The 24267-nt window shown below is 61.5% G+C and carries 24 protein-coding genes; 17 read left to right on the forward strand and 7 right to left on the reverse strand.

Annotated elements, in window-relative coordinates:
* Window positions 1-20: 20 nt before the first annotated feature.
* Complete coding sequence (locus OHL13_RS08485; protein WP_263409698.1) at window positions 21-1022, reverse strand: hypothetical protein; 1002 nt, start codon at window positions 1020-1022, stop codon at window positions 21-23.
* 125 nt (window positions 1023-1147) lie between these two features.
* Here OHL13_RS08485 and OHL13_RS08490 point away from each other — a divergent pair, with 125 nt between their 5' ends.
* Complete coding sequence (locus OHL13_RS08490) at window positions 1148-1885, forward strand: hypothetical protein (RefSeq protein ID WP_263409699.1); 738 nt, start codon at window positions 1148-1150, stop codon at window positions 1883-1885.
* A 58-nt stretch (window positions 1886-1943) separates the two neighbouring features.
* Here OHL13_RS08490 and OHL13_RS08495 read toward each other — a convergent pair whose 3' ends face one another.
* The gene (locus OHL13_RS08495; protein WP_263409700.1) at window positions 1944-2111 is read right to left on the reverse strand and encodes a hypothetical protein; all 168 of its coding nucleotides are present in this window, start codon (window positions 2109-2111) and stop codon (window positions 1944-1946) included.
* 195 nt (window positions 2112-2306) lie between these two features.
* Here OHL13_RS08495 and uvrA point away from each other — a divergent pair, with 195 nt between their 5' ends.
* The 9 genes from uvrA to OHL13_RS08540 all read left to right on the forward strand — a co-directional run bounded on the left by uvrA (window position 2307) and on the right by OHL13_RS08540 (window position 12867).
* Window positions 2307-5135: an excinuclease ABC subunit UvrA gene (gene uvrA, locus OHL13_RS08500; RefSeq protein WP_263409701.1), complete on the forward strand. Its 2829-nt coding sequence runs from the start codon at window positions 2307-2309 to the stop codon at window positions 5133-5135.
* Complete coding sequence (locus OHL13_RS08505; protein WP_263409702.1) at window positions 5132-6040, forward strand: CPBP family intramembrane glutamic endopeptidase; 909 nt, start codon at window positions 5132-5134, stop codon at window positions 6038-6040. The genes uvrA and OHL13_RS08505 overlap by 4 nt, the downstream gene beginning before the upstream one ends.
* Window positions 6041-6089: 49 nt before the next feature.
* On the forward strand, window positions 6090-6695 hold the full coding sequence (gene pyrE, locus OHL13_RS08510) for an orotate phosphoribosyltransferase (RefSeq protein ID WP_263409703.1): 606 nt from the start codon (window positions 6090-6092) through the stop codon (window positions 6693-6695).
* A 382-nt stretch (window positions 6696-7077) separates the two neighbouring features.
* A complete protein-coding gene (gene mtnA / locus OHL13_RS08515) occupies window positions 7078-8145 on the forward strand; it encodes an S-methyl-5-thioribose-1-phosphate isomerase (protein ID WP_263409704.1) in 1068 nt (355 codons plus the stop codon).
* Window positions 8117-8473: a permease gene (locus OHL13_RS08520; RefSeq protein WP_263409705.1), complete on the forward strand. Its 357-nt coding sequence runs from the start codon at window positions 8117-8119 to the stop codon at window positions 8471-8473. Before mtnA ends, OHL13_RS08520 begins: the two co-directional genes overlap by 29 nt.
* Window positions 8474-8533: 60 nt before the next feature.
* Window positions 8534-8842, forward strand: a complete 309-nt coding sequence (locus tag OHL13_RS08525; RefSeq protein ID WP_263409706.1) for a permease — start codon at window positions 8534-8536, stop codon at window positions 8840-8842.
* 38 nt (window positions 8843-8880) lie between these two features.
* Window positions 8881-9282 (forward strand): large conductance mechanosensitive channel protein MscL, encoded by a 402-nt coding sequence (mscL, locus tag OHL13_RS08530; RefSeq protein WP_263409707.1) that lies wholly within the window; start codon window positions 8881-8883, stop codon window positions 9280-9282.
* A 187-nt stretch (window positions 9283-9469) separates the two neighbouring features.
* Window positions 9470-11611: a M28 family metallopeptidase gene (locus OHL13_RS08535; RefSeq protein WP_263409708.1), complete on the forward strand. Its 2142-nt coding sequence runs from the start codon at window positions 9470-9472 to the stop codon at window positions 11609-11611.
* 2 nt (window positions 11612-11613) lie between these two features.
* Window positions 11614-12867 (forward strand): sialidase family protein, encoded by a 1254-nt coding sequence (locus OHL13_RS08540; RefSeq protein WP_263409709.1) that lies wholly within the window; start codon window positions 11614-11616, stop codon window positions 12865-12867.
* Window positions 12868-13136: 269 nt separating this feature from the next.
* Here the strand turns inward: OHL13_RS08540 and thiC are convergent, their stop codons facing one another.
* Window positions 13137-14612, reverse strand: a complete 1476-nt coding sequence (thiC, locus tag OHL13_RS08545) for a phosphomethylpyrimidine synthase ThiC (protein WP_263409710.1) — start codon at window positions 14610-14612, stop codon at window positions 13137-13139.
* A gap of 136 nt (window positions 14613-14748) precedes the next feature.
* On the opposite strand from thiC, the gene OHL13_RS08550 reads away from it, so the two are divergent.
* Window positions 14749-15198, forward strand: coding sequence for a cytochrome c maturation protein CcmE (locus tag OHL13_RS08550; protein WP_263409711.1), 450 nt, complete (start codon window positions 14749-14751; stop codon window positions 15196-15198).
* Between the two features lie 10 nt (window positions 15199-15208).
* Here the strand turns inward: OHL13_RS08550 and OHL13_RS08555 are convergent, their stop codons facing one another.
* The 3 genes from OHL13_RS08555 to OHL13_RS08565 form a co-directional block, all read right to left on the reverse strand.
* Window positions 15209-16288 carry a serine hydrolase domain-containing protein gene (locus tag OHL13_RS08555; RefSeq protein ID WP_263409712.1) on the reverse strand — a complete coding sequence of 360 codons (1080 nt, stop codon included), beginning with the start codon at window positions 16286-16288 and terminating at the stop codon, window positions 15209-15211.
* A gap of 59 nt (window positions 16289-16347) precedes the next feature.
* On the reverse strand, window positions 16348-17292 hold the full coding sequence (locus tag OHL13_RS08560; RefSeq protein ID WP_263409713.1) for a metallophosphoesterase family protein: 945 nt from the start codon (window positions 17290-17292) through the stop codon (window positions 16348-16350).
* Window positions 17293-17415: 123 nt separating this feature from the next.
* Entirely contained in the window at window positions 17416-18828 is a 1413-nt protein-coding gene (locus OHL13_RS08565) for a M20/M25/M40 family metallo-hydrolase (protein ID WP_263409714.1), read from the reverse strand.
* Window positions 18829-18895: 67 nt separating this feature from the next.
* On the opposite strand from OHL13_RS08565, the gene OHL13_RS08570 reads away from it, so the two are divergent.
* From OHL13_RS08570 to OHL13_RS08585, 4 genes are all read left to right on the forward strand, one after another.
* On the forward strand, window positions 18896-19570 hold the full coding sequence (locus OHL13_RS08570) for an ABC transporter ATP-binding protein (RefSeq protein ID WP_263409715.1): 675 nt from the start codon (window positions 18896-18898) through the stop codon (window positions 19568-19570).
* Window positions 19567-20061: a Cys-tRNA(Pro) deacylase gene (gene ybaK / locus OHL13_RS08575; RefSeq protein WP_263409716.1), complete on the forward strand. Its 495-nt coding sequence runs from the start codon at window positions 19567-19569 to the stop codon at window positions 20059-20061. The genes OHL13_RS08570 and ybaK overlap by 4 nt, the downstream gene beginning before the upstream one ends.
* A complete protein-coding gene (locus OHL13_RS08580; RefSeq protein WP_263409717.1) occupies window positions 20058-20738 on the forward strand; it encodes a heme exporter protein CcmB in 681 nt (226 codons plus the stop codon). The genes ybaK and OHL13_RS08580 overlap by 4 nt, the downstream gene beginning before the upstream one ends.
* A 70-nt stretch (window positions 20739-20808) precedes the next feature.
* Window positions 20809-21507 (forward strand): cytochrome c biogenesis protein, encoded by a 699-nt coding sequence (locus OHL13_RS08585; protein ID WP_263409718.1) that lies wholly within the window; start codon window positions 20809-20811, stop codon window positions 21505-21507.
* A 262-nt stretch (window positions 21508-21769) separates the two neighbouring features.
* Here the strand turns inward: OHL13_RS08585 and OHL13_RS08590 are convergent, their stop codons facing one another.
* Window positions 21770-22582, reverse strand: coding sequence for a dolichyl-phosphate beta-glucosyltransferase (locus OHL13_RS08590; RefSeq protein WP_263409719.1), 813 nt, complete (start codon window positions 22580-22582; stop codon window positions 21770-21772).
* 89 nt (window positions 22583-22671) lie between these two features.
* On the opposite strand from OHL13_RS08590, the gene sppA reads away from it, so the two are divergent.
* Both sppA and OHL13_RS08600 read left to right on the forward strand, forming a co-directional pair.
* On the forward strand, window positions 22672-23754 hold the full coding sequence (sppA, locus tag OHL13_RS08595; RefSeq protein WP_263409720.1) for a signal peptide peptidase SppA: 1083 nt from the start codon (window positions 22672-22674) through the stop codon (window positions 23752-23754).
* Window positions 23755-23874: 120 nt separating this feature from the next.
* Entirely contained in the window at window positions 23875-24198 is a 324-nt protein-coding gene (locus OHL13_RS08600) for an HU family DNA-binding protein (RefSeq protein WP_263409721.1), read from the forward strand.
* Window positions 24199-24267 lie beyond the last annotated feature (69 nt).

Below are 24267 nucleotides of genomic sequence, written 5' to 3' on the forward strand. Positions count from 1 at the left end.
TGGCCGTGGCCCGTACCCGCTCAGCGCAGGTTTTCCATGGGCTCTTCCGTCGCAAAGGCAGACGCACCTGCGGCCTCCGACGACACCCAGACTCCATGAAAGGCTGAACGAAGCTCAGGATACGCGAGGACAAGCGTTCGTGCAGCCTCGGTATTCCGTTTGCGGGCCGCCACGGAGTCGCCCATCGTCTCTACCTTCAGATGAACCACAAGGTCCACCTTGTCTTTGCTGACGCTGTCATTGAAGCCAAAACCTGTAATGCGGTACTCGCTGCCATCCGTAGCGCGCAGCACCAGCGGCTGCTCCGCGGAAAGCCCCTTCTGTACCACCGGAGGCGCGGCGGCAGAGGCCTCCGTACGCAGCTTTTCCAGGTGCGTGCTGCCTACAAACCCAACGGGCTGCAGCAGTTCCGCAGCCTGCTGGTAATACAGCCATGCGTTCCACGGCTGGTTCTGCCTGGCCATGGTGCGCGCCGTCGTCCAGTAGTACAGCCCGTCTTTGCCTGCGGAGGTCGTCGCCTTGGGGTAGATACCCGCAAGCTTCCATCCGCCCTCGTTGCGCAGCAGCATGCTGATACGCCACGGGTTCGCTCCCCCGGCATTCACAATGGCAAAGGCGTACTTGCCTGCCGGCAGGCCGTCGATGATGAAATCCGTTTCTGTCGAACTCTGATTCAGGGTGCAGAAAAACTGCCCGGTCGCGGGTGAGCCGTCCGTATTGGGCTTCAGGCCGGTCGCATCCAGCAGCCACACGCTCTCCACCGCCAGAGGAGATCCCTTCAGCTTTGGAGACGTATCGCCGGTCAGCGAGGCCACCGCGGCGAAGTTGCTCGCCAGATCTGCGCTGCTCTGAGCCTTAATTGCCGCCGGATCGTTGGCCTGCATCGCCAGCGCCAGCGTCCGCGCCGCCTGCGCAATTCCATCGCGGTCAATGGCCTGCATCTGCGACTGGGTGGTACATGTCTCCGCCGCCAGCGGACCGGCAGCTAACAGAACAGCAAACACGGCAGACAAACGCTTCATTCCGGAACCCCGGCCGCGAAATTCCGGGGCTTTGCACCTGCCAACCCCTCGCGGCATTGATTAGTCTAGTTGAGATAGACGCAGTCTGCGCTCGTTTCCGGCTCAACCAGCGTCTAATCCTTTGTATGCAGCGCAAAACCATCGTCTTCGGAGTTTGCCTCCTTCTGTCCGGCCTCGCACTCCACGCCCAGCAGAAGCCTTCGGCTGCCTTGCCGGCCACGCCTCCGACAGCCCTGGCTCCCACCGCACCGGCACCGGTTGCGCCCGCTACCACTCCGCCGCAGGTGACCTATCAGAATGGCATCCTCACTGTAACCACGGACAACTCCAGCCTGAACCAGACCCTGCGCGAGATCGCCCGCAAGACCGGCATGAACATTACCGGTGGAGTCAACGAAGAACGCATCTTCGGAAGCTATGGCCCGGCCAAGACGGGCGCGGTACTGCGCCAACTGCTCGACGGCACAACCAGCAACATGCTCTTCCAGGAGGCGACGGCCACGCAGGCCGCACACCTGACGCTCAGCGCTCGCCAAGGCTCTCCCACGCCGCCCAGCGTCTTCGCCGCCAACCAGCGCCGCGACCAGGAAGACTCCTTCATCCGTTCCACGCCACCGGAGCAGAACAATGTTCCCAGGCCTGCTTCGCCGCCTCCACCGCAGCAGGGTGGTGTTCCCATCGGCTCCTTTGGCCCGCCAGCGCAGGCCGATGGCTCCCAGCCGTCTCAACAGGTGAACGATGGCAATGACAACGGCGACAACAACCAGCAACAGGATCAGCAACAGTCGCCCAACGGTGTGAAGACTCCTGAACAGCTACTGCAGCAGTTGATGCAGATGCGCCAGCAGCAGAACGGCAAATAAGAAACGGGAACCCCTAAGGGCTCCCGTTCTCTTTCTGATCGAATACCTTGGAAAATCACTAGCCCGCAATCGTCCGCGCCGGCGCCGAGGCGACCCGTGTGGCCGCCACCGAACGCGCATGGACACGGAAGATGGCGAATAGCGCCTGGCAAACACCATAAGCCAGCAGAACACCTGCCGCCAGCGATGCCAGAACCGCACTCAGAATCATGACTGATGTCACCACGCCAACTCCCCGCCGGGATCACTGCCCGGCGTTCTTATTATTTCAACACATCCGCATTGCGCAAGCATGACTTAGCGGCATCTGTTGATGCTTCAGATACAGTCTTTCCGCGCCGTGTTGCCTCACCCGTCGCCCTACCGGGGGTGACAAAGGATGTACTCTAGAGTTTTGCGGCCAGCCCGCGATTGCTTGCCTATGAGCATTACTCACATCACGGTCCGCGGTGCCCGCCAGCACAACCTGAAGAACATCTCCGTCTCCATTCCTCGCAACACGCTGACGGTGGTTACCGGCCTCTCCGGTTCGGGCAAGTCCTCACTCGCCTTTGACACCATCTACGCCGAGGGCCAGCGCCGCTACGTCGAGACGCTCTCCGCCTACGCCCGCCAGTTCCTGGACCAGATGGAGCGGCCGGACGTCGACGCCATCGAGGGACTCTCCCCGGCCATCTCCATCGAGCAGAAGACCACCTCGCGCTCGCCGCGCTCCACCGTTGGCACCATCACGGAGATCTACGACTACCTGCGCCTGCTCTATGCCTCGGTCGGCCAGCCGCACTGCCCCAACTGCGGACGCCCCATCAGCCGACAGAGCGCCGACCAGATTGTCGAGCGCATCGTCGCCCTCTCCCCCGGCGAACGCATCACCGTCTTCGCCCCCATCGTCCGCGGACGCAAGGGCGAGTTCCGCGAAGAACTCGAAGCGCTGGACCAGCAGGGCTTCCGAGCCCGCATCGACGGCGAAGTTACTGAGATCACCGAGGGCATGCGCCTGGAGAAGCGCAAAAACCACACCGTCGAGGCCATCGTCGACCGCGTCATTCTGAAGCTTGGCGCGGACGGAAAGCCGGACACCCGCCGCCTGGAGGCCTCCGTCGCCAAGGCTCTGCAGATGGCCAACGGTCTGGTTCTGATCGGCATCGCGGGCATGGACGAGACGCTCTACTCCTCGTCCATGGCCTGCCCGGAGTGCGGCATCAATGTGCCCAAGCTGGAGCCGCGCAGCTTCAGCTTCAACTCCACCTACGGCGCCTGCCCGGAGTGCCACGGCCTGGGCAGCATCTACGATTTCGACCCCGCCAAGACCATCACCGACTGGTCCAAGCCCCTGCTCGACGGCGCCATGGGTCCGGGTTCTGCCTCGCAATACCTGCTCAAGCTCATCAAGCTGGCGGCGGAGAAGTACAAGATCGACCTGAAGAAGCCTTTCGAGTCGCTTTCAGACGCGCATCAGAAGCTGCTTTTGTACGGTCCTCCAAAGGGCGAGACCAGCCGTACCGGCTTCCACGGCATCCTGAGCTACCTGCGCGATTCGCTGGAAGAGACCAAGTCCGACGGCTACCGCGAATACATGATGCAGTACATGTCGGCTTCGCTGTGCCCCGCCTGCAAAGGAGCACGCCTGCGCCCGGAGTCGCTCGCCGTTCGTGTCGATGGCAAGTCCATCGCCGACTTCACCTCCATGGCGCTGGACATCGCGCTCGACACTGCGCGCACCCTCAAGTTCACCGGCCGCGAGCAGATCATCGCCGACCGCCTGCAACGCGAAGTCATCGAGCGCCTCGAGTTCCTGAATGCCGTTGGCCTCAGCTATCTCTCCCTCGATCGCTCCGCGGCGACCCTATCCGGCGGTGAAGGTCAGCGCATCCGTCTCGCTACGCAGATCGGCTCCCGCCTGCGCGGTGTGCTCTATGTGCTGGACGAGCCCTCCATCGGTCTGCACCAGCGCGACAATCAGCGCCTGATCACCGCGCTGGAAAGCCTGCGCGACCTGGGCAACACCGTCCTTGTGGTGGAGCACGACGAAGACACCATCCGCAAGGCCGACTACGTCATCGACATCGGCCCCGGCGCCGGCAAGAACGGCGGCCACCTGCTGCTGCAGGGCACGCCACAGCAGATGATGGAGGACCCGCACTCGCTCACGGGGCTCTACCTGTCGAACCAGATCGCCATCTCCGCCCGCACCGAGCCGCGTCCTCTGACGGGCAAATGGGTCACGATTGACGGAGCAAAAGGCCACAACCTGAAGGACGTCACGGCCAAGGTCCCTGTCGGCATCATGACGGTGGTCACCGGCGTCTCGGGCTCCGGCAAGTCGACGCTGATCAACGACACTCTTTACCGCGCGCTGGCGAAGGAGCTCTACGGCAGCCGCGAGGAGCCCGAGCCTTACAAGTCCATCAAGGGCTTTGAGGAGTTCGACAAGGTCATCCAGATTGACCAGTCACCCATTGGACGCAGCCCGCGCTCGAATCCGGCCACCTACACCGGAGTCTTCACCGCCATCCGCGACCTGTTCGCCATGCTGCCCGAAAGTCGCGAACGCGGCTACAAGCCCGGCCGCTTCAGCTTCAACGTACAGGGCGGACGCTGCGAGGCCTGCCAGGGCGACGGTCAGAGGCGCATTGAGATGAACTTCCTGCCGGACGTCTATGTGCTGTGCGAGGTCTGCAACGGCCGCCGCTACAACCAGGAGACGCTGGCCGTAAAGTTCAAGGGCTACTCCATCGCGGACATTTTGGAACTCGCCATCGAAGACGCTTTGCCCATCCTCGAAGACATTCCCAACGTGAAGGTAAAGCTGCAGACGCTGGTGGATGTCGGCCTTGGCTACATTCACCTGGGGCAGTCGGCCACGACGCTCTCTGGCGGCGAGGCGCAGCGCATGAAGCTGGCCCGCGAGCTGAGCAAGCGGCAGACGGGCCGCACCATGTACATGCTGGACGAGCCCACTACCGGCCTGCACTTTGACGACGTCCGCAAGCTGCTGGACGTGCTGCACAAGCTGGCCGACCTGGGCAATACGGTGCTGATCATCGAGCACAACCTTGACATCATCCGCAACGCCGACTGGATTATCGACATGGGTCCCGAAGGCGGTTCCGGCGGTGGTACGGTGGTTGCTGCCGGCATCCCGGCAGAGGTGGCGAAGGTCAAGGGCTCGCATACCGCGGAGTTCCTGAGCCGCTACTTCGTGGAAACAAAAACACCCGCCAGACCGGCTAAGAAGGCGAAGAAGTGAGCGAGAACAACAACGGCTTCGAGATCGACCAGGAGCGCGCGGAAGAGAACTTTCGCCGCCTGGAAGAGGCGTTGCAGTCCAGCCAGCCAATACGGCGGCAGCCGCACCTGGGCTATGGCGTTGTCTTTGCCGCCTCCGCCTTTTTACTACTGCTCGTCGCCACCTCGGCGCTGGTTTTCCTTGTTGGCCTGCACGACCACAAGCTGCAGAAGGACGCTCTGGAGAAAATCGCCAACCTGCCGCGCATCTCGGTCTACGCCATGGGCATCGCCTACGCGGGCACCTTCTCCTGGGCCTTCTTCCTCTATCCGCGCTTCTGGCAGCGGCCCTACTTCGACGTACTGCAGTGGAACTTCGCCGCTGTGCGCCGTTACTGGCGCCTGCTTTTGCTGGGCGGCGTTGGCCTTTCCGCCGCTGCCGGCCTTGCGGAGCGCTTTGTCACCGTGCCGGACACGGCCCCGATGAACGCTTTCTTCAAGAATCCGCTGGACCTGTGGCTGATCACGATCTTCGGCTCGACCATCGCCCCGTTTTTTGAGGAGATGATCTTCCGCGGCTACCTTCTGCCGGGCGTCGCCATCGCCTTTGACTGGCTGCGTATGGAGCGGTCCGATACCGCCCGCGCCCACTGGGAATCGACCGATACCCTCAGCCTGCAGGCCATTCTCTTCTCAGGCATCGTCACCAGCATTGGCTTCGCGTCCCTGCATGCCTCGCAACTGGCAGACACCTGGGGCGCCGTTGCACTGCTGTTCTGCGTCAGTTGCGTGCTGACTACCGTCCGCGTCCGCCTGCGCTCGCTGGCGGCTTCCACGCTGCTGCACGCCGCTTACAACGGCACGCTGTTCCTGCTGACCTTCATTGCGACCGGCGGCTACCGGCATCTGGATAAGCTGCAGCAGTAAGCATTCCTTCCTGTTTTTCCTTCTCATCCTGACTAAAATCAATCCTGAGATGACCGACCGTAACGCCGCCTCCGAAAAGCAAGACCTTCTAGATCTGATCGCCACCCTCTCCTTCCGCCTGGGCGACTTCACCTTGTCGTCGGGAGCGAAGTCCGATTACTACATCGACTGCCGCATCACTACGCTGCACGCCGAGGGTGGCCGCCTGACCGGCCTGGTGCTCTATGACCTGATCCGCGAGAACTTTCCGGAGGCCGAGGCTGTGGGTGGGCTGACAATGGGCGCTGACCCGGTCGTCTCCAACACCGCCAGCGCCTCCGCCTGGTACGCCAAAGATCACCCCGGCCATCCCTTGCTGAACGGCTTTCTTGTCCGCAAGCAACCCAAGGGGCATGGAGCGGGTCGCCAGGTGGAGGGTTTCCTGAAGCAGGGTGCGAAGGTTGTGATTGTGGACGATGTTTGCACCACCGGCGGCAGCACCATCACCGCAATTGAGGCCGTCAAAGCCGCAGGCATGGAGATCATCGGCATCCTCTGTCTGGTGGATCGCGAGCAGGGCGGACGCGCCAACATCGAAGCCGCAGCTGCGGGAGCACCGTTTATCGCGGCCTTCACTGCGAATGATGTGCGGGCAGCGCATGTGGCGTTGCAGTAGCAGTTTCTAGATATCCAGACTCATTTTCTTATGAGTCTGGATCGAATCGTAGATCAAGCGAATCACCCAGCCCAGAAACAACCACCAGGCGCTCCCGCCAATCCCCCACAACAAGATTCCGAACGCCAACTTCCCATCCCACATGGCCGAAAAAGCCACGAGTGCAACGGGAATATCTACGAAGAAGAGGATGCAGACAAGCCATCCCTTCGGCCCATCCAAGTAAGGCTCTTGAGGTACCTGCTCCCAGAAAAGCAATTGCAAACAATACGACATGTAGTGTGGGAGCAAACCACCAAGTGCGGCTTATTGTCAGGATCGTCTGGGAGTTCACATCGGCATCTTACCTCCACGCCGACGACCTTCGATAGAATAAAAGGCGATGATTCCTACCCTCGAATGGACCCCCGAAGGCGTCCGCTTCATCGACCAGACGAAGCTGCCGCTCGATGAAATCTACGTCACCGCCACCAGCTACCAGGACGTCGCCACCATCATCCGCGACATGATCGTTCGCGGAGCACCTGCCATCGGCGTCTCCGCCGCCATGGGCATTGCGCTTGGCGTTGACCGCAGTTCCGCCACCACTCTCGGTGCCCTGACCGCCGAGGTCGAAGAGATGAGCAAGGTGCTGGCCGCAACGCGCCCCACCGCCGTCAACCTCTTCTGGGCCATCGACCGCATGAACGATGTCTACAAGGCGTTGATCGCTAAGCCCGGCATCACCATCCCCGAGATCAAGTCTGCCCTCATCGCCGAAGCCCAGGCCATGTACGACGAAGACATTGCCGCCTGCAAGCGGATGGGCGCGCACGGCGCCGCTCTGCTGCCAAAGGAAGGTACTGTTCTGACCCACTGTAACGCCGGGGCCCTGGCCACCTGCGGTTACGGCACCGCGCTGGGAGTGATTCGTGCGGCAGTTGAGGCCGGACACAAGATTGACGTTCTGGCCGACGAGACCCGGCCCTACCTTCAGGGTGCCCGTCTAACGGCGTGGGAGTTGCTGTATGACAATATTCCCACCACGGTGCTGTGCGACAACATGGCAGGCGCACTGATGCGTCAGGGCCGCATCCAGGCTGTCATTGTGGGCTCGGACCGCATTGCCGCCAATGGCGACGTGGCCAACAAGATCGGCACCTACTCGGTCGCCGTTCTGGCCAAGGAACACGGGATCCCGTTCTACGTGGCCGCTCCGTGGTCGACGGTGGATATGAACACCGCCCATGGCGACCTGATTCCGATTGAGCAGCGCTCGGCCTACGAGGTGACGCACTCAAACGGCAAGCAGATGACCCCCAACGGAGCCGGAATTGAGAACCCGGCCTTCGACGTCACCCCTGCAAAGTATGTGACGGCGATCATAACGGAGCGCGGCGTCCTTCGGGCACCCTATGAGGTGTCCATGAAGGAGATGCGTGATGCGGAGTCTGCCGTACCAGCCAATTAGCTATACCCGGAGTGAGGCAACCGTCTTTGCCCTGTTCCAGCCCCGTATCAAATCCCTGCTGCGAGGCTCGCTGTTGTCCATGGCGAGTTTCACGGCAGGGATTCTGCTTTCCGGCTTCCCGAACAGCCGTCCGTCGCCCTGGATCATCCTTCCCCTTCTTGGCTCCTGCTGGGGCACGTGGGAGACCGCCCGCTGCATGAAGCGCCGCTGGGACTGGTATCACGGCGGCGTCCTGTTCCTGGTCTACGCCGACCTGATGGTCATCATGATGCTGCTGCTCTTCCTCGTCTACCCGTATGCCCACTGGCTGACCCGCGCCGCGTGGTGATGGCATCAAAACGCACTTTCGTCCTAATCAAGCCTTTCTCCGCGGCGGTACCATAGATCTATGGCAGTACCCGCCTTGTTCGACCTTCGCCGGAAGTCTCTGTTGCGCGGACTCATCCTCCCCATCGCGGCGCTGGTAGCAGGTGCGTGGCTCTCCGATTTCCCCAACAATCGCGCGACCCTGTGGCTGCTCCTGCCCAATCTCGTGGCGCTGATCGGAACCGTGGACTGTATCCGCTGCATGCAACGCACATGGTCCTGGTACCACGGCGGAGTGTTATTGATCATCTACGCCGACCTGATGGTTCTCACTCTGTTGCTCTTCTTTCTTCTGTATCCTTATGCCCATTGGTTAACAAGTTCGCGCTGACACAGCGCGCATCGAACCACGGGTAAGGAGACCAGCACATGCTCAAAGGATTTCGCGACTTTATTCTTCGCGGCAACGTCGTCGATCTTGCCGTCGCCGTCATCATCGGTGCGGCCTTTGGCGCCATTACTACCTCTCTCGTCACGGATGTCATCACTCCGCTGCTCGCGGCCACCGTGGGGAAACCGAACTTCTCGTATCTTGAGTGGCACGTCGGAACAGGCATCATCAAGTATGGCAATTTCCTCAATGCCGCCATCTCCTTCCTGCTGATCGCATCCGTTGTCTACTTCTTCGTCGTCGTTCCCACGACCTATCTGCTGAAGAAGTTCAACCCGCCGCCGCCGGCCGACACCAAGGCCTGCCCGGAGTGCAAGAGCGATATTCCAATGACCGCCACCCGCTGCAAGTTCTGCACGCAGCCGGTTTCGGCCTCGTAGGGCATACCACCCTCTCGACCGAAACGCAGCGCGGTGAAGAGACCTGCATGAGAACTTTTTCGCGCTAACAGGGCATGACTTCGGTCATGCCCTGTTTTCTGCTTCCTGCCCCGTAGTCCGGCACAACCGGCCGAGGTGCGGTACTCTGTCCTTCACAAAGCTTTAACAACAGGAAGGACCCTCACGAGTGCATCGCACCCAGGCCGCAGCCGTCTCTCTTGTCTTCGTCAGCGTCGCCGCCGCTGCTCAGTCTCCGTCCGTCTTCGGATATCGTGACTTCTCGCAGCAGCAGAAGTGGGATACCACCTTCCTTGCCGTGCCGGACCCCAAGCTGGCCGGCCAGCACCTGAAAATCCTGACCGCCGAGCCCCACTGGGCCAGTTCCCCCGAAGACCTGAAGACCGCGCAGTACGTCGCCGGCAAGTTCAAAGAAGCGGGTCTGCAGACCGAGATCGTCCCCTACCGCGTCCTGCTCAATAAGCCAAAAAAGATCAGTATTGAGGCCTTTGACCACAAGGGTAAAAAGATCATGTCCGGCCCGACGAAGGAACACGTCGACGGCGACCCCTTCCAGGACGATCCGCGCGTTCTGCCCGCCTTCAACGGCTCCTCCCCCTCGGGTGACGTTACCGGCGAGGTCATCTACTGCAACTACGGCACGCTGGCTGACTTCCGCAAGATCAAGGAACTCGGCATCGACATGCACGGCAAGATTGCCCTGGTGCGCTACGGGCAGAACTTCCGCGGCGTGAAGGTTTATATCGCGCAGCAGATGGGCGCCGCCGGCGTGCTCATCTACTCTGACCCTGCCGATGACGGCTGGGTGCGCGGTGACAAGTACCCCGTCGGGGCCTTCCGCCCGGACAACGCCGTGCAGCGCGGCAGCGTGCAGTTCATCGCCAAGTACACCGGCGACCCGGAGACGCCGGGCGTCGCCTCCACCGAGAAGCTGCCCGACTCTGCCCGCCTGACCGCAAACAAGCTGCAGGACGATCAGCCCAGCATCCCCTCCAATCCCATCAGCTACCAGGACGCATGGCCGATCCTGCAGTCGCTGGGCGGGCCGGAGACACCCCGTCCGTGGCAGGGGGCCCTGCCCTTCACCTACCACCTGGGAGGCAAAGGTGCGACGGTCCACATGCACCTGGAACAGGACTACGCCGTTCGCACCATCTGGAACGTAATCGGCAAGATCCCCGGCACCGATGCTCCGGATGAGTGGGTCATCGCCGGGAACCATCGCGATGCCTGGGTCTACGGCGCGGTCGATCCTAACAGCGGCACCGCCGCCATGCTTGAAACTGTCCACGGCCTGGGAGAGTTGCTGAAGCAGGGCTGGAAGCCCAAGCGCACCATCGTCATCGGCAGCTGGGACGCGGAAGAAGAAGGCCTTATCGGCTCCACCGAGTGGGTGGAAGACCACGCCGCCGAGCTGCAGCACGCCGTCGCCTACTTCAACACCGATGTGGGCGTCAGCGGCCCAAACTTCGGCGCGGCCTCTGTGCCCTCGCTGCAGCAGTTCGTACGCGAGGCAACCAAGCAGGTACCCAGCCCCAAGGGCGGCACCGTCTACGAGCAGTGGAAGCGCGACCAGGCCGAAGGCCTTGGCCGTGGCTCCTCCACCAGCGCCAGCGATGTGGTTACGTCAGTGGATAACGATGTGAAGGTGGACGCGCTTGGCTCCGGCTCCGACTACACGCCCTTCATCCAGCACATCGGCGTGCCGTCGACCGACATTGGCTCCAGCGGCCGCTATGGCGTCTACCACTCGGTCTTCGATAACTATGCATGGTTCATCAAGAACGCTGACCCGAACTTCGTCTATGAACAGCAGCAGGCCCGCGTCTTCGGTCTTGAGATTCTGCACATGGCCGATGCGGACGTTCTTCCTTACGACTACCAGGCCTATGGGCGCTCCGTGGGCGAGTACATTGCCACCGCGCAGAAGAAGGCTCTTACTGACGGCCTGACACTGAACTTTGCTGCGGCAGCCGCCGCAGCCAGGCGCTTCGAGAATGCAGGCTCGGCGATCCGCACGCGGCAGAACAGCTTCACCGGCAACCTGAAGGCGCTGAACGACAGCCTCCGCTCCGTAGAAGGGGCCTTCGCCCCGCCGCAGGGCCTGCCCAACCGTCCGTGGTACAAGCACCTGATCTACGCTCCGGGCGAGTACACCGGCTACGCCGCCGTGGTCATTCCCGGCGTCAACGAGGCCATGGAAGGCGGCATCAATACCAGGCCGGATGCAGCCACCGCGCAGATCCAGCTCGGCACCCTGACGGAGTCTCTGAACAAGGCCGCGCAGATCCTGGAAGGAGCCGGGCAGTAACCATGATGTATCGCCGTATCGGGCCGCCCTCAGCCCTGTTCCTTTGCCTTGCCGCAACCGCGTGCAAGCACGGTGCGGGAACCGCCCCTGTCGCCTCGCCCTTCCACTTTGAGCCGCAGGCTCACGTCCTGCCCCTCACGCTGGTGCGTCCAGTGGTGGCCTCCGGCGTCAATGGCGATCTTTACCTGCTGGGCGTCGACCGCTCCGGCGGCGCCTCGAAGCTTGCTCTCGCTGTCAGCAACGATTCCGGCGACCACTGGGGCCAGCCAGCAGTGCTGAACCCGGACGGCACCACCATCTCCACCTCCGCGGAAAACGCTCCGCAGGTAGCTGCGCGCGGCATGTACGCCTACGCCCTGTGGCAGCAGCGCGACGCCGCAGGAGCCACCACGCTGCAGTTCGCGCGGTCCATGCCCGCCATGTCGCATCCGCCGCACATCGCCTCGCCCGTCGATAAACCCGCGACCGACACCAGCTACACGGGCTTTGCCAGCTTTACCGTCGCTCCCAACGGCGACATTTATGCCGTGTGGCTGGACGGCCGCGCCCCGGCATCCGCTCCCGGAACCTTCTCGGTCTACCTGGCCCGCTCCACCGACAAGGGCATGAGCTTCCAGCCCAATGTGCGGGTCGCTACCACCTCCTGCCCCTGCTGCCGCCCCGCCGCGGCCATTGCGCCAGACGGCACTGTTTATGTCGCTTATCGCCATGTCTATGACGACAACGAGCGCGACATCGCCCTGGTCACTTCGCACGACGGCGGCCAGCACTTTGGCGAGCCGGTTCGTGTCTCCACCGACCGCTGGAAGCTCTTCGGTTGCCCGGAGTCCGGCCCGGTCGTCGCTGTGCAGAATAACCAGCCTCTGGTGAGCTGGTACACCGCCTCCGAGCAGAAGCCCGGCATCCGCTTCGCCGCTTCAACCGACGGTGGCCGCACCTTCGGCCCGGCACGGCAGGTGAGCGAAGGCATTCTCTCCGCCAATCACCCCTATCTCTCGCAGCGGGAGGATGGCTCCATCGCCATCTCCTTCTCCGGACGCGCCGCCGGTCAGACCGGCACATGGTCGCCGCTGGTGCCTTACCTGTACAGCGTGAACGCAAAGGGCGCGCTCTCCCGCGCCGCCACCCTGCCTTCCGTCCTCTCCGGAGGACGCTATCCCGCCGCTGCCATCGCGCAGGACGGAGCCACCTATGTTGTATGGAGCAGCGAAGACGACCAGCCGAAGACTTACCTGCAGCGCGCCACCGCGCAATAGCAATGCCACCTTCGTGTCATCGCTCTGCCGCCACCTGGGGATACAGATCGCAGTGAATATGGCCAATCCTTACCTTAAGGAGTATCCCGGCCATGTCTCACACCCTCATCCTCGGCATCGTGATACTGGCCTTGGTCTGGGTTCCCGCACTTCTCGTGCGTCCTGAGACTGAGCCGGAGAACGATATCTAAACACTCCAGAACGTCTTTACAACGGTAAAAGGCCGCCCCATCCGGAGCGGCCTCTTTTTTTGCCTTGCAGGCTGGTGTTTAGCTGCGCAGAGCCATCTGGTCGGTCAGGATCTGTGTCAGCTCCGGCTTCTTCAGACCGTGGACTTCTTCGTTGTACTTGTCCACCTTGCTCGACCAGTTCATGCTGCAGAACTTCGGTCCGCACATGGAGCAGAAGGCCGCTTCCTTGTAGTAGTCATCCGGAAGCGTCTCATCATGCATCGCACGAGCCGTATCCGGATCGAGTGAGAGTGCAAACTGCTTGTCCCAGTCAAAGGTGTAACGCGCGTGCGAGATGGCGTCGTCGCGGTCGCGAGCGCCGGGCCGGTGACGTGCAATATCGGCCGCGTGGGCAGCGATCTTGTACGCGATGATGCCGTCCTTCACGTCCTTCTCGTTGGGCAGGCCAAGGTGTTCCTTCGGAGTGACGTAGCAAAGCATCGCCGCGCCGTGCCAGCCGATCATCGCCGCGCCGATGGCGCTGGTGATGTGGTCGTAGCCCGGAGCGATGTCTGTAACCAGCGGCCCCAGCACGTAGAACGGAGCGCCGTCGCACATCTCCACTTCCTTGTCGACCTGCTCCTTGATCTTGTCCATCGGCACGTGGCCGGGACCTTCGATCATCACCTGCACGTCGTCCTTCCACGCCTGGCGGGTCAGCTCGCCCAGCGTCTTCAGCTCGGCAAACTGTGCCTCGTCGGAAGCGTCCGCCACTGAGCCCGGGCGCAGACCATCGCCCAGCGAGTAGCTGACGTCGTACTTCGCCATGACCTTGGTGATGCGGTCGAAGTTCTCATACAGGAAGTTCTGCTTGTGGTGGCTGGTCATCCACTGCGCCATAATGGCGCCGCCACGGCTGACAATGCCGGTGATGCGCTTGGACACCATGGGCACGTACTGGATCAGAACACCGGCGTGGATGGTGAAGTAATCGACTCCCTGCTGCGCCTGCTCCTCGATGACTTCGAGGTAGAGATCGATGTTCAGGTCTTCAACCTTCTTTACGCGGCTCAGGGCCTCGTACAGCGGCACCGTGCCAATCGGCACAGGCGAATGGCGAAGAATCGCCTCGCGAATCATCGGAATATCGCCGCCGGTGGAGAGGTCCATCACCGTGTCCGCCCCATAGTGGACGGCGGTGTGCAGCTTGCGCAGCTCCTCGTCCACGTTCGACGTAATGGCGGAGTTGCCGATATTCGCATTGATCTTGCACAGCGAACCCACGCCGATGGCCATCGGCTCCAGCTCCGGGTGGTTGATGTTCGCCGGGATAATCATCGTTCCCTTGGCGATCTCATCGCGCACAAACTGGGCGGAGAGCTTCTCCTTGTGGGCGACGTAGCTCATCTCTTCCGTCACCAGGCCCTTGCGCGCAAAGTGCATCTGGCTCATGTTCCAGTCGCCAGTGCGCTCCGCTTCCTTTTTGCGGTTCACAATCCACTCCGCCCGCGGCTTGGGGACCGTGTAATCATTGCCGTTCGCGTGTCCGTGATGGCCGTTTCCGTTTGCGCTCATCGTCTTGTGAACCTCTCCTGCAAGTGACTAGGTATTAAACTCCGAGTATACCCCCGCCCACGCCGCGAAGCACCGCCCCGCAACCCCGGGGAAACGGTAAACAGCAACTCCAGGAAAGCGGTAAAATGATTTTGCTATGAACAGCACTACCCGTATCGGTCTTGCCTGCGCTGTTGTGATTGCTGCCGTCGTCTACCTTGCCGTCTCCGGCATTGGAGATTCGAAGAGCTACTACGTCACCATCAGCGAGCTGCAAAAGCTGGGAAACAAGGCCTACACACGCCACCTGCGTGTGGCCGGCAACGTGCAGCCCGGTTCGGTCACCCGCTCCGGCACCCACGCAGACTTTACGCTGGTAGAGCTCGATAAGACCATCCGCGTCAGCTATCAGGGCATGGAACCGCTGCCGGACACCTTCAAGGACGACGCCCAGGCGCTCGCCATGGGCACCTACGGCCGCGACGGCGTCTTCCACGCCACCCAGATCCAGGCCAAGTGCGCCAGCAAGTACGCCCCCGCCCAGCCGGGACAGGCACCGGCAGGTGCAGCCCCCAAGACCACCGCGGCGATTCTTCCGGCGCAGTAAGCACCGCTTCCTACCGGGTTGCAGCAAGAACCTTCAGCAGAATCTCCTGCGAGCGCCGCTGGCCATATCCGTGTCCATAGGCGCTGGACGTAATCGCTACGACCATGTGCCGCGACGGAACGATGTAGATTTTGTTCCCGCCATTGCCGGACGCGAAATGGACCTCGACGCGTTGGTCGCCAACCGGCTCCGCCCGCGTGTACCACATATAGCCATAGGCATCCGCGTACGGATCACTCTTTCCGATCGCCACCTGGCTCGCAATACTCCTCGTAATCCAACTCTGGGCAACGATCCGTTTGCCATCCACCCTGCCGCCCTTGCGAACCATCTCCCCGATAGCGGCCGCATCCCGTGCGGTGATAGAGAGATTTCCCTGACCTGTCGTCCGGTTGACCGGCACATGCCGCCATTCGTACCTGGAAATGCCCAATGGACGGAAGAGATTCGCCTGGGCAAAGGTGTCCAATGACATACCACTCGCATTCTCAACAATCGCGCCCGTCAGAAACGCGTTGAGAGAGCAGTACAGATAGAGCTCACCTGGCCTGCCTCGCGACGGCACGGCATACACCGTCTTCATCCAGTCCTGCGACTCGTCCAGCCTGTCTTCATTGCCGGCCGTTGCAGGGTCGTCATCGTCCGCGTCCAGGCCAGACCGCATATTCAGCAGGTCCTGGATGGTGATCTTCTCTTTTCCGTCCTTCGGAAGGCCGGGCAGGTACTGGGCAATCGAATCACCCACACCGTGAACCAGTCTCTTGTCGATCGCCATCCCCATCAGCAACGACGTAATACTCTTGGTCGCCGAACGGATATCGTGCAAGGAAGCCGCTGAGTCGCCATTGAAATAGCGCTCGCTCACCAGTTGCCCGTTCCGCAAAATAACGATGCCCTTCAGATCGCGGTGTTCGTCCTTTTCCAGACCGGCATAGAGTGCTTCAAGCCGTTGCCCGTCCACTGCCGCCGCGTCCGTGACCTTCGCCCAACGAACGCCTCGCGGATGCGGCACATCTGCGTCCTGCGCTGCGCCATGCGGCACAGCCACAGTGCATAAAAGCGCCAGGCCTACCCACCACGTTGTTTTCATGCAGCGGAGTACGCAGACTGGCGCTTCCGGTTCCATCATGTTCCAGAAGCGCCGTCCAACTACCCCTTGAACGGGGTGGAGTAATGCGTGGACCACTGCGTTCGCGACTCGTCCAGCCACGCAATCCTGCCGCTCTTCGGATCTGCCTCAAACAGCATGAACGCATTCGGGTCATACCGCGTCGCTCCGGACACAATATGGCGCGGGCCGTAGGTATGCGCAAAGTCCACCCACTTGTGCCAGTGACCGGCAACCACCATCTGGATATTGTCCTGGTACTTGCGCAGCATCGGGTGCAGGCCATAGTCCTTCACCTCGGTGGGCGACTGCAGCCACAGCGGATAGTGGATGAAAATCACGGTCGGCTTGCGCTCGGCCAGCTGCGCCTCCGCCCAGTTCAACTGCTCTTCGCCCAGCGATCCCAGCTGCTTCATCTTCGGAGTCGCCTTCGGCCCCCAGGTCTCGCCCAGGAAGTTGTTCAGCTGCAGGAAGCGAAAACCCTTGTAGTCCACCGCGTAGTAGGGCCTGGTCTTCAGCTTGGCTTCAAACAGCCGGTTCGACATCTCGCGCGACACGCCCGGCGTCTGGTGCTCGTCGTAGTCGTGGTTGCCAAAGCCAATGTGAACCGGCGCCTTGAAACCCTGCACCATCTCGTACGCAATATCGATGCGCGTTTTGTTCTTGAAGTAGAAGTCGTAATCCGCCGACGGATAATTATGGAAGAAGTCGCCGGCGTGAAAGACCTGCTCCACCGCCGGGGTAATCGCGTTAATCGTCTCCCGTGTCTTCAGCAGGTTCCCATTCGCCTCAAAGATCGTCTTCGTATCCTCCGGACTTCCCTCCGGGCCGCGATAGAAGTCATCAATGATGTGCGTGTCGGTAATCAGGGCGAAGCGGAAGGTTCCGGGCTTTGCAGGAGTCAGTGCACGCGCTGAGGGAGTAACTATAAGCCCACCTGCAGCAGCAGCAGCCATCTGGTGAAACGCACGACGAGAGACGATCATTTCTGGAGAGACCTTTCGGGAAAAGAAGCAGTGTACTCACGCTAAAGCGTCTCCGTTACAGGCGCGTTACCCACCCATCCGGTCAGCCCGGCTGCCTTTGCTTTTTTGCTCGACCGGAGTGAACTACTTCGCTACAGCCTTCAGATACCGGTAGAAGAACTCCACACCCGCATCAAAATCCACCACTTTGATGCGCTCATCTCGGCCATGCGCGCGGTTCTCATCGCGGTCCATTCCCATCCCCGCAATGCCGTAGCTCGGCATGCCCGCCGCGGTCGTGTAAATCGAGTCACTCGCACCCGCCACCATTCCCGGAACAATCGGCAACCCGGGCCACATCTGCTCGGTCACTTCCTTCAGCGGCCCAAACACAGCAGGCATTGGCGGTGGCGGCGGTGTGCTCTTCCGATCCGGCGCTGTATCGCTCACTACACCGTTATCGCTCTTGTACTTCACCGTTACATCCTTATCCCCAATCACCCTGATCAGCGCCATCCGCACCTCCTCCTGCGTATGCCCCGGCAGAATGCGGCAGTTCACATTCGCCTCCGCACTGCCCGGCAGTGCATTCGGAGCATGTCCTCCGTGAATCATCGTCGCCACACAGGTTGTCCGCAGACTGGGATTGATCGACGGCTTCGCGCTCAACCGCTTCACCGCCGCGGCATCCGGAGGAGTCTTCAGCACCGCCAGCCGGTCCACCGCGTCCTGCCCCTTCTCCAGCTTCGCCGTCGCCGCAAACTCGGCGCGGGTCACTTCGTTCAACTCAAACGGGAACTCGTAGCTCTCAATCTTTTCCAGCGCCTTCGCCAGCCGATAAATCGCGTTGCCCGGCATCGGCTCCGACGAGTGCCCTCCCGGCGAGGTGGTAGATACCATGTAATCCGCATAGGTCTTCTCCGTGGCCTCCACACCCAGCAGAAACGGCTTGCCCTTGTCCGTCATCAGGCCGCCCGCATCCGGATTTATCACGAACTCCGCCTTCATCGCCTCGGGATGGTTCTTCAGCAGCCACTCCACACCGTTGATCGTGCCGCCTCCCTCTTCGTTGTCCGTCAGTGCCAGAATGATCTCGCGACCGGGCACATATCCCTCGCGCTTCATGCGCAGAAACGCCGCCACCGCCGCCGCGTCCGAGTTCTTCATATCAATCGTGCCGCGACCGTAGAAGTATCCGTCCTTCTCCGTAAACTCGAACGGATCGGTATCCGCCCAGTCTTCCTTCTTCGCCTCCACCACATCCAGGTGGCAGATGATCAGCATCGGCTGCAGCGTGCCTCCTGCCCTGGCCGGATAACGCACTACCAGGTTCTGCGTCGTGGGTGTCGGCCCCAGCAGCTTCACACCCTCAGCCGCAAACCCCGCAGCCAGAAAACGCTTCCGCAATGCTTCCGATGCCTGGGTGATGCCATGCGTGTGCGTCGTATTGATCTCGATCAGCTCTTTGAAGATCGCGCGCGCTTCTTTCTGTTCCGCCGTCTGGGCCATACCGGCCACACTCACCACACACAACAACACGCCTGCAGCAATCTTCATTCTCGCGACCTCGTGCCTCCAAGCTAACCACACCTGCCCGGCGAACCCCTATACTTTCCTTTAGCGCATGTCAGCAGCGGAACTCACCAACGTCACCAAACTCTACGGCCGCTTCGCCGCGCTGAAGAATCTTTCCCTCTCGCTCGAAGCAGGCGCGGTCTATCTCGTCCTGGGCGAGAACGGCGCTGGCAAGTCCTCACTTCTGCGGATGCTGGCCGGGCTCTCCACACCCACGCGTGGCAAGCTCACCGTGCTTGGCGGACAAGCCAATCGCCAGCAGAAGCGTGTTGCCTATATGAGCCACGCCACCATGCTGTATGACGAGCTGACCGGCATGGAGAACCTGACCTATTACACCGGCCTGCGCAAGGGCGCCGGCGACTGCGAGTGTGCCGGCTCGCCGGAGATGGCCCTGCGCGCCGTCGGTCTCGACCCGCACCTGAAGAAGCCGGTCAGCGAATACTCGCAGGGCATGCGCCAGCGCGTCTCGCTGGCCCGCGTGCTCGCCGCCGATCCCGAACTCCTGCTGCTCGATGAACCCTTCTCGAACCTCGACGTCCAGTCCGTCGCCCAGATGCTCGATCTGCTCAAGGACTTCCGCACCTGGCCGCTGGCCAACGGCAACGCGCGCACCATTGTGCTGACCACCCACCAGGCCGAGCTAGCCATGCCGCTCTGCGACCACGTGCTCCGTCTTCAGGCCGGGGAGTTCGTCTCCATGGAGGCCACCGTCTCCGCATGAAGCCTGTCAGCAAAACCAATGCCGCACGCATCCTCGATCAGCTTGGCATTCCATATGAGATTCGCACTTACGAGGTCGATCCGGCGGACCTGACCGCCATCTCCGTCGCCAAGAAGATCGATATGCCGCTGGAACAGGTCTTCAAGACGCTGCTCTCTCGCCTGCACTCGGGTGAGTATGTCTTCGCCGTCGTCCCGGGCGACTCCGAACTTGACCTGAAGAAGCTGGCCGCAGCGGCGGGAGAAAAAAAGGCCGAACTGGCCTCGCTCAAAGACGTCGAGCCGCTGACCGGCTACATCCGCGGCGGCGTCACCGTCATGGGCGCAAAGAAGGCCTTCCGCGCCTTTGCCGATGAGACCCTGGAGCTGTGGGACACCATCTCCGTCTCCGCCGGCCAGCGCGGCATGCAGATTTTGCTCTCGCCCGCAGACTACCTGCGCGCCAGCGAAGCCGAGGTCGTTGACCTCACGAAAGCTCCGGTGCAGCCATGAACTATCTCCGCACTACCTGGTTGCACCTTCAACGGGAAATCCGCCTTGAACTGCGCTCCCGCGATGCCCTGCTGGGTATGGCCTTCTTCACCCTGCTGATCGTCGTGGTCTTTTCACTGGCCTTCGACCCCACATCGCAGCCAACGCTGGCCCGGCAGATCGCCGGCGGCCTGCTGTGGACCGGCCTCCTCTTCGCCTCCACCACCGCCCTGAACCAGTCCTGGTCCCGCGAGATGAGAAACGGCGTCCTGGACGCCCAGCGCATGTCGCCCTCCGCGCCCTCGGCGCTCTTTCTGGGCAAAGCCATCGCCAACTTTCTCTTCCTTACCGTGATCGAGGCCATCCTGGCCCCCATCTTCTTTCTCTTCTTCAATCTCCACATTCTCGGCCAGGCCTCTGCCCTGCTTCTTCTGCTTCCTCTAGGGACGTGGGCGATTACCGTCAACGGCACCTTCTTCGCCGCGCTGGGCCTCCGCTCCCGCAGCCGCGAACTTCTTCTGCCGCTTATTCTTTTCCCCATTGCTCTGCCCGCCCTGCTGGCCATGATCCAGGCCGCTACCGGCATCCTGACCGGCGATGCAGAACCCACCACGGGACTTCGCATTCTGGCGGCCTACGACGCCGCCTACACCACAGTCTCCCTGCTGCTCTTCGATTCCATCCTCTCCGCCGAGTAGACTGGCCGCCGGCTGCTCGAATCGATATCCGCACAGCCTTTCCGTAGCGATTCGATACACTAAAAGCACTGTGCAAGCCCTTAAGAAACCCCTCGCGATTCTTTACCTGCTCGCGACCATCGGCGTCCTGATCTATGGCTTCCGCCTTGCGCTCTTCATTGTTCCGGAAGACGCCCTGCAGGGCGAAATCTCGCGCGCGTTCTACTATCACGTACCCAACGCGATCATCGCGCTCTGCTTCCCCTACGTGAACCTCGCTGGAGCGCTCGGCTACCTCTTCTTCCGTACGAAGGACACCGCCAAAGCCGCCGCATGGGACGCACTGGCCCTCGCCGCCGCTGAAGTCACCGTCGTCTTCTGCTCCATCGGTCTGGTCACCGGTTCCCTGTGGGGACGCGTCGCCTGGGGCATCTGGTGGACATGGGACGAACGCCTGACCACCTTCCTCATCCTCTGGCTGCTCTACGTCAGTTATCTTCTGCTGCGCCGCTTCGCACAGCCCGGGCAGACCTCGACCTTGTCCTCGGTCCTCTCGGTCTTCGCCGCTGTCGATGTGCCCATCGTCTACTTCTCCATCCGCTGGTGGCGCACGCAGCATCCATCCCCCGTCTTCGGCGGCGGAGACGGTTCCGGCATGGACCCGTCCATGAAGCCCGCCTTCTACTGGAACCTGCTCGGCTGGTTCCTCTGGGGCTGCTTTGTCATCGGCTTCCGCTACGTCAGCGCCCGTCGTGAACGCCTCGCCGAACTGCAGGAGGAGATCCTCTAATGGCCCATCGCCACCTCATCCTCATCTACAGCTTTGTCATCGGAATCCAGGCCGCTTACTTCCTGTTCGCCCTGAACCGCTGGCGCAAGTCGCGCTAAGCCATACTCTTATTTGAGCAAGTTTAGTCAGATCTTCTGACGGATTAAACAGGGGCCTTCAGGCCACTGAAATAGCCCTCGAAAATGGAAAGGCTTTAGCCCTGGCACTTTGCAAAAAGCCCAGGTCTAAAGCCCTTCTTCTTTTATCCGCTGAAAAGTTAAATCTACCGCCGCGCCGCTTCCGCCTGGACCGGCCGCTCGACCGGAGGCGTGACCATGCTGCTGGTGTCCTTCATCGCGGCAATGTCTTTGTCATAGCGGCCCACCAGCGAATTCCAGCGGATGATCGCCAGCTCTTCCAGCATCTTCGCGCCGTCCTTCAGGTAGCTCATCTGCGACCGCTCATCATGGCCCCAGGTCACCGGCACCTCGCGGATGCTGTACTTCAGCTTGCGCGCAATAAACAGCAGTTCCGGATCAAAGCCCCAGCGCTCAATGCGCTGCAGCCGGAAGATCACCTGCGCGGCGCTGCGGCGAAAGGCCTTGAAGCCACACTGCGTGTCCTTGTAAGGCAGACCCATCACCAGCCGGGTCATCGCGTTGAAGCAGCGTCCAAAGAAGCGGCGGTAGAGCGGCTGATGGATCGTCTGCCGCTGGCGCTCCAGCCAGCGCGAGCCGATGGCGACATCCGCCCCGGCCTCAAGTGAGGCAAACAGCAACTCCGCCTCTTCCATGGGAGCCGACAGGTCGGCATCGGTAAACATCACCATCTCGCCGGCGGCCTGCAGCAGTCCGTTGCGAACGCTGTAGCCCTTGCCGCGGTTTCCCTGGTTGTGGATCAACTGCAGGCGGGAATGATGTTCCATCCAGCGCTTTACAATCTCGGTGGTCTGGTCGGTGGAGCCATCGTCAACCACCAGCACTTCGGCATCCCAGCCACGGTCGTTCACACAGGACAGTACCCGGTCGAGCGTGTGCTCAATCCGGGCCTGTTCGTTATAGGCCGGAATCACAATACTGATCTTCGGGTGCTGCATCTACTTCTTCACTCTCGCGCGGAACAGGGGTGCCGCCGTTCATCATACTCCTCCTTTTAGACGCAGGCGAAACGTCTTAAGACGGACTTTTGCGGTGTACACTCAACCTCATCATGCAGGATGAGTTCCAGCCCCAGCCGCCCCAGGAAGCACCGCAGCCGCAGTCCCAACCTGCCCCGGCAGCACAGGCCTACCGCTATGCGCCGCCGCCTCCGCCTGCACAATCTCCGTATAGCTATTACGCTGCGCCACCCCCGCCGCACCGGCCCCGTTCGCCGTGGTTCTGGCTGGGCATCATCGGCGGTGCCGCCGTCGTCCTGGTCTGCCTCTTCTCCTTCTTTATCTACGCCATGATGAAGAGCGGCGACACGGAATCCTCCGGCGGTAGCGGTTCCGGCGGAAAGGTCGGCGTCATTGACCTGGGCGGCGTGATTCTCTCCGCCGATAAGTTCAACGAGCAGCTCCGTAAGATGGCCGACGATGACGACGTGAAGGTCATCATCCTGCACATCAACTCCCCCGGCGGCGGCGCAGCCGCATCGCAGGAGATCTATCACGAGGTCCTGCGCGTCCGGCAGGAGAAACACAAGAAGATCATCGCCAGCATCGAGTCCGTCGGTGCCTCCGGCGCCTACTACATCGCCTCCGCCTGTGACCGCATCTACGCCAACCAGGCCTCCGTTGTCGGCTCCATCGGCGTCATCATGGAGTGGATGAACTACGGCGACCTGATGCGCTGGGCCAAGCTCAAGAACGTCGTTCTGAAGGCCGGCGCCCTGAAAGACGCAGGCAGCCCCGCCCGCGACCTGACCCCGGAAGAGCAGGCCTACTTCCAGACCCTGGTCGACAACATGCACATCCAGTTCATCCACGACGTCGCTGCCGGCCGCCACGTGGCCGATGACAAAATCAAGCCGCTGGCTACCGGCCAGGTCTGGACCGGCGAACAGGCGCTTCCCTTGGGCCTGATCGACCGCCAGGGCGGTTTCCGTGTTGCCCTGATGGAAACGGCCAAAGAGGCCGGCATCAGTGGTGAGCCAGGCATCGTACGCCCAAAGAAGGATAAGACGGGCGTGCTGGGCGCTCTGCTCAGCTCTGACGCCGACGATCTGTTCCCAAACCCCAGCAAACTGCTCAATGAGGCCCCCGGCTTTTATTTCATGTGGAAGTAAGGGGGAAAATGTTTTGAAACTCCCCTTTGCCGTCGTTCGTCAAAACGTGTAAAGCTAGAGCTGTCTCGCATTTACACGCTTTCCCGGACCCCTGACACCGCAAGCCCCGAAAGGATGCTGATGACCAAGGCCGACCTCGTTGAAAAAGTCACCGCACTCGGAGACCTGACCCGCCGTGATGGCGAAGTCATCGTAGATACCCTGTTCGACTCCGTGATCGGCGCCCTGAAGACCGGGGACAAGATTGAGATCCGCGGATTCGGCTCCTTCCGCACGCGCCAGAGAAAGCCGCGCATCGGCCGCAATCCCAAGACCGGAGCCAAGGTCGACGTCCCGGCCAAGCGTGTTCCCTACTTCAAACCCGCGAAAGAACTGCGCGATCTTGTGAACCCCAAGGACCACTCCGGCGGCGAGGTCGATGTCCATCACCCGCCCGCAATGTAAGTTCGTTACAACCGGAACAAGAAAGCGCTTCCCCTGAGAGGAAGCGCTTTTTATTTGCTGATTTCTGGT

The sequence above is a fragment of the Terriglobus tenax genome, from assembly GCF_025685395.1.
Lineage (GTDB): Bacteria > Acidobacteriota > Terriglobia > Terriglobales > Acidobacteriaceae > Terriglobus > Terriglobus tenax.

Bases quoted from the DNA above. Each gene is read 5' to 3' on its own strand.
- OHL13_RS08555 (WP_263409712.1), bottom strand. From the start codon at position 16,288: ATGAAAACAACGTGGTGGGTAGGCCTGGCGCTTTTATGCACTGTGGCT.
- OHL13_RS08490 (WP_263409699.1), top strand. From the start codon at position 1,148: ATGCAGCGCAAAACCATCGTCTTCGGAGTTTGCCTCCTTCTGTCCGGC.
- OHL13_RS08580 (WP_263409717.1), top strand. From the start codon at position 20,058: ATGAACTATCTCCGCACTACCTGGTTGCACCTTCAACGGGAAATCCGC.
- OHL13_RS08550 (WP_263409711.1), top strand. From the start codon at position 14,749: ATGAACAGCACTACCCGTATCGGTCTTGCCTGCGCTGTTGTGATTGCT.
- mtnA (WP_263409704.1), top strand. From the start codon at position 7,078: ATGATTCCTACCCTCGAATGGACCCCCGAAGGCGTCCGCTTCATCGAC.
- OHL13_RS08560 (WP_263409713.1), bottom strand. From the start codon at position 17,292: ATGATCGTCTCTCGTCGTGCGTTTCACCAGATGGCTGCTGCTGCTGCA.
- mscL (WP_263409707.1), top strand. From the start codon at position 8,881: ATGCTCAAAGGATTTCGCGACTTTATTCTTCGCGGCAACGTCGTCGAT.
- thiC (WP_263409710.1), bottom strand. From the start codon at position 14,612: ATGAGCGCAAACGGAAACGGCCATCACGGACACGCGAACGGCAATGAT.
- OHL13_RS08520 (WP_263409705.1), top strand. From the start codon at position 8,117: ATGCGGAGTCTGCCGTACCAGCCAATTAGCTATACCCGGAGTGAGGCA.
- OHL13_RS08540 (WP_263409709.1), top strand. From the start codon at position 11,614: ATGATGTATCGCCGTATCGGGCCGCCCTCAGCCCTGTTCCTTTGCCTT.
- ybaK (WP_263409716.1), top strand. From the start codon at position 19,567: ATGAAGCCTGTCAGCAAAACCAATGCCGCACGCATCCTCGATCAGCTT.
- OHL13_RS08565 (WP_263409714.1), bottom strand. From the start codon at position 18,828: ATGAAGATTGCTGCAGGCGTGTTGTTGTGTGTGGTGAGTGTGGCCGGT.
- pyrE (WP_263409703.1), top strand. From the start codon at position 6,090: ATGACCGACCGTAACGCCGCCTCCGAAAAGCAAGACCTTCTAGATCTG.
- OHL13_RS08570 (WP_263409715.1), top strand. From the start codon at position 18,896: ATGTCAGCAGCGGAACTCACCAACGTCACCAAACTCTACGGCCGCTTC.
- OHL13_RS08590 (WP_263409719.1), bottom strand. From the start codon at position 22,582: ATGCAGCACCCGAAGATCAGTATTGTGATTCCGGCCTATAACGAACAG.
- OHL13_RS08525 (WP_263409706.1), top strand. From the start codon at position 8,534: ATGGCAGTACCCGCCTTGTTCGACCTTCGCCGGAAGTCTCTGTTGCGC.
- OHL13_RS08485 (WP_263409698.1), bottom strand. From the start codon at position 1,022: ATGAAGCGTTTGTCTGCCGTGTTTGCTGTTCTGTTAGCTGCCGGTCCG.
- uvrA (WP_263409701.1), top strand. From the start codon at position 2,307: ATGAGCATTACTCACATCACGGTCCGCGGTGCCCGCCAGCACAACCTG.
- OHL13_RS08600 (WP_263409721.1), top strand. From the start codon at position 23,875: ATGACCAAGGCCGACCTCGTTGAAAAAGTCACCGCACTCGGAGACCTG.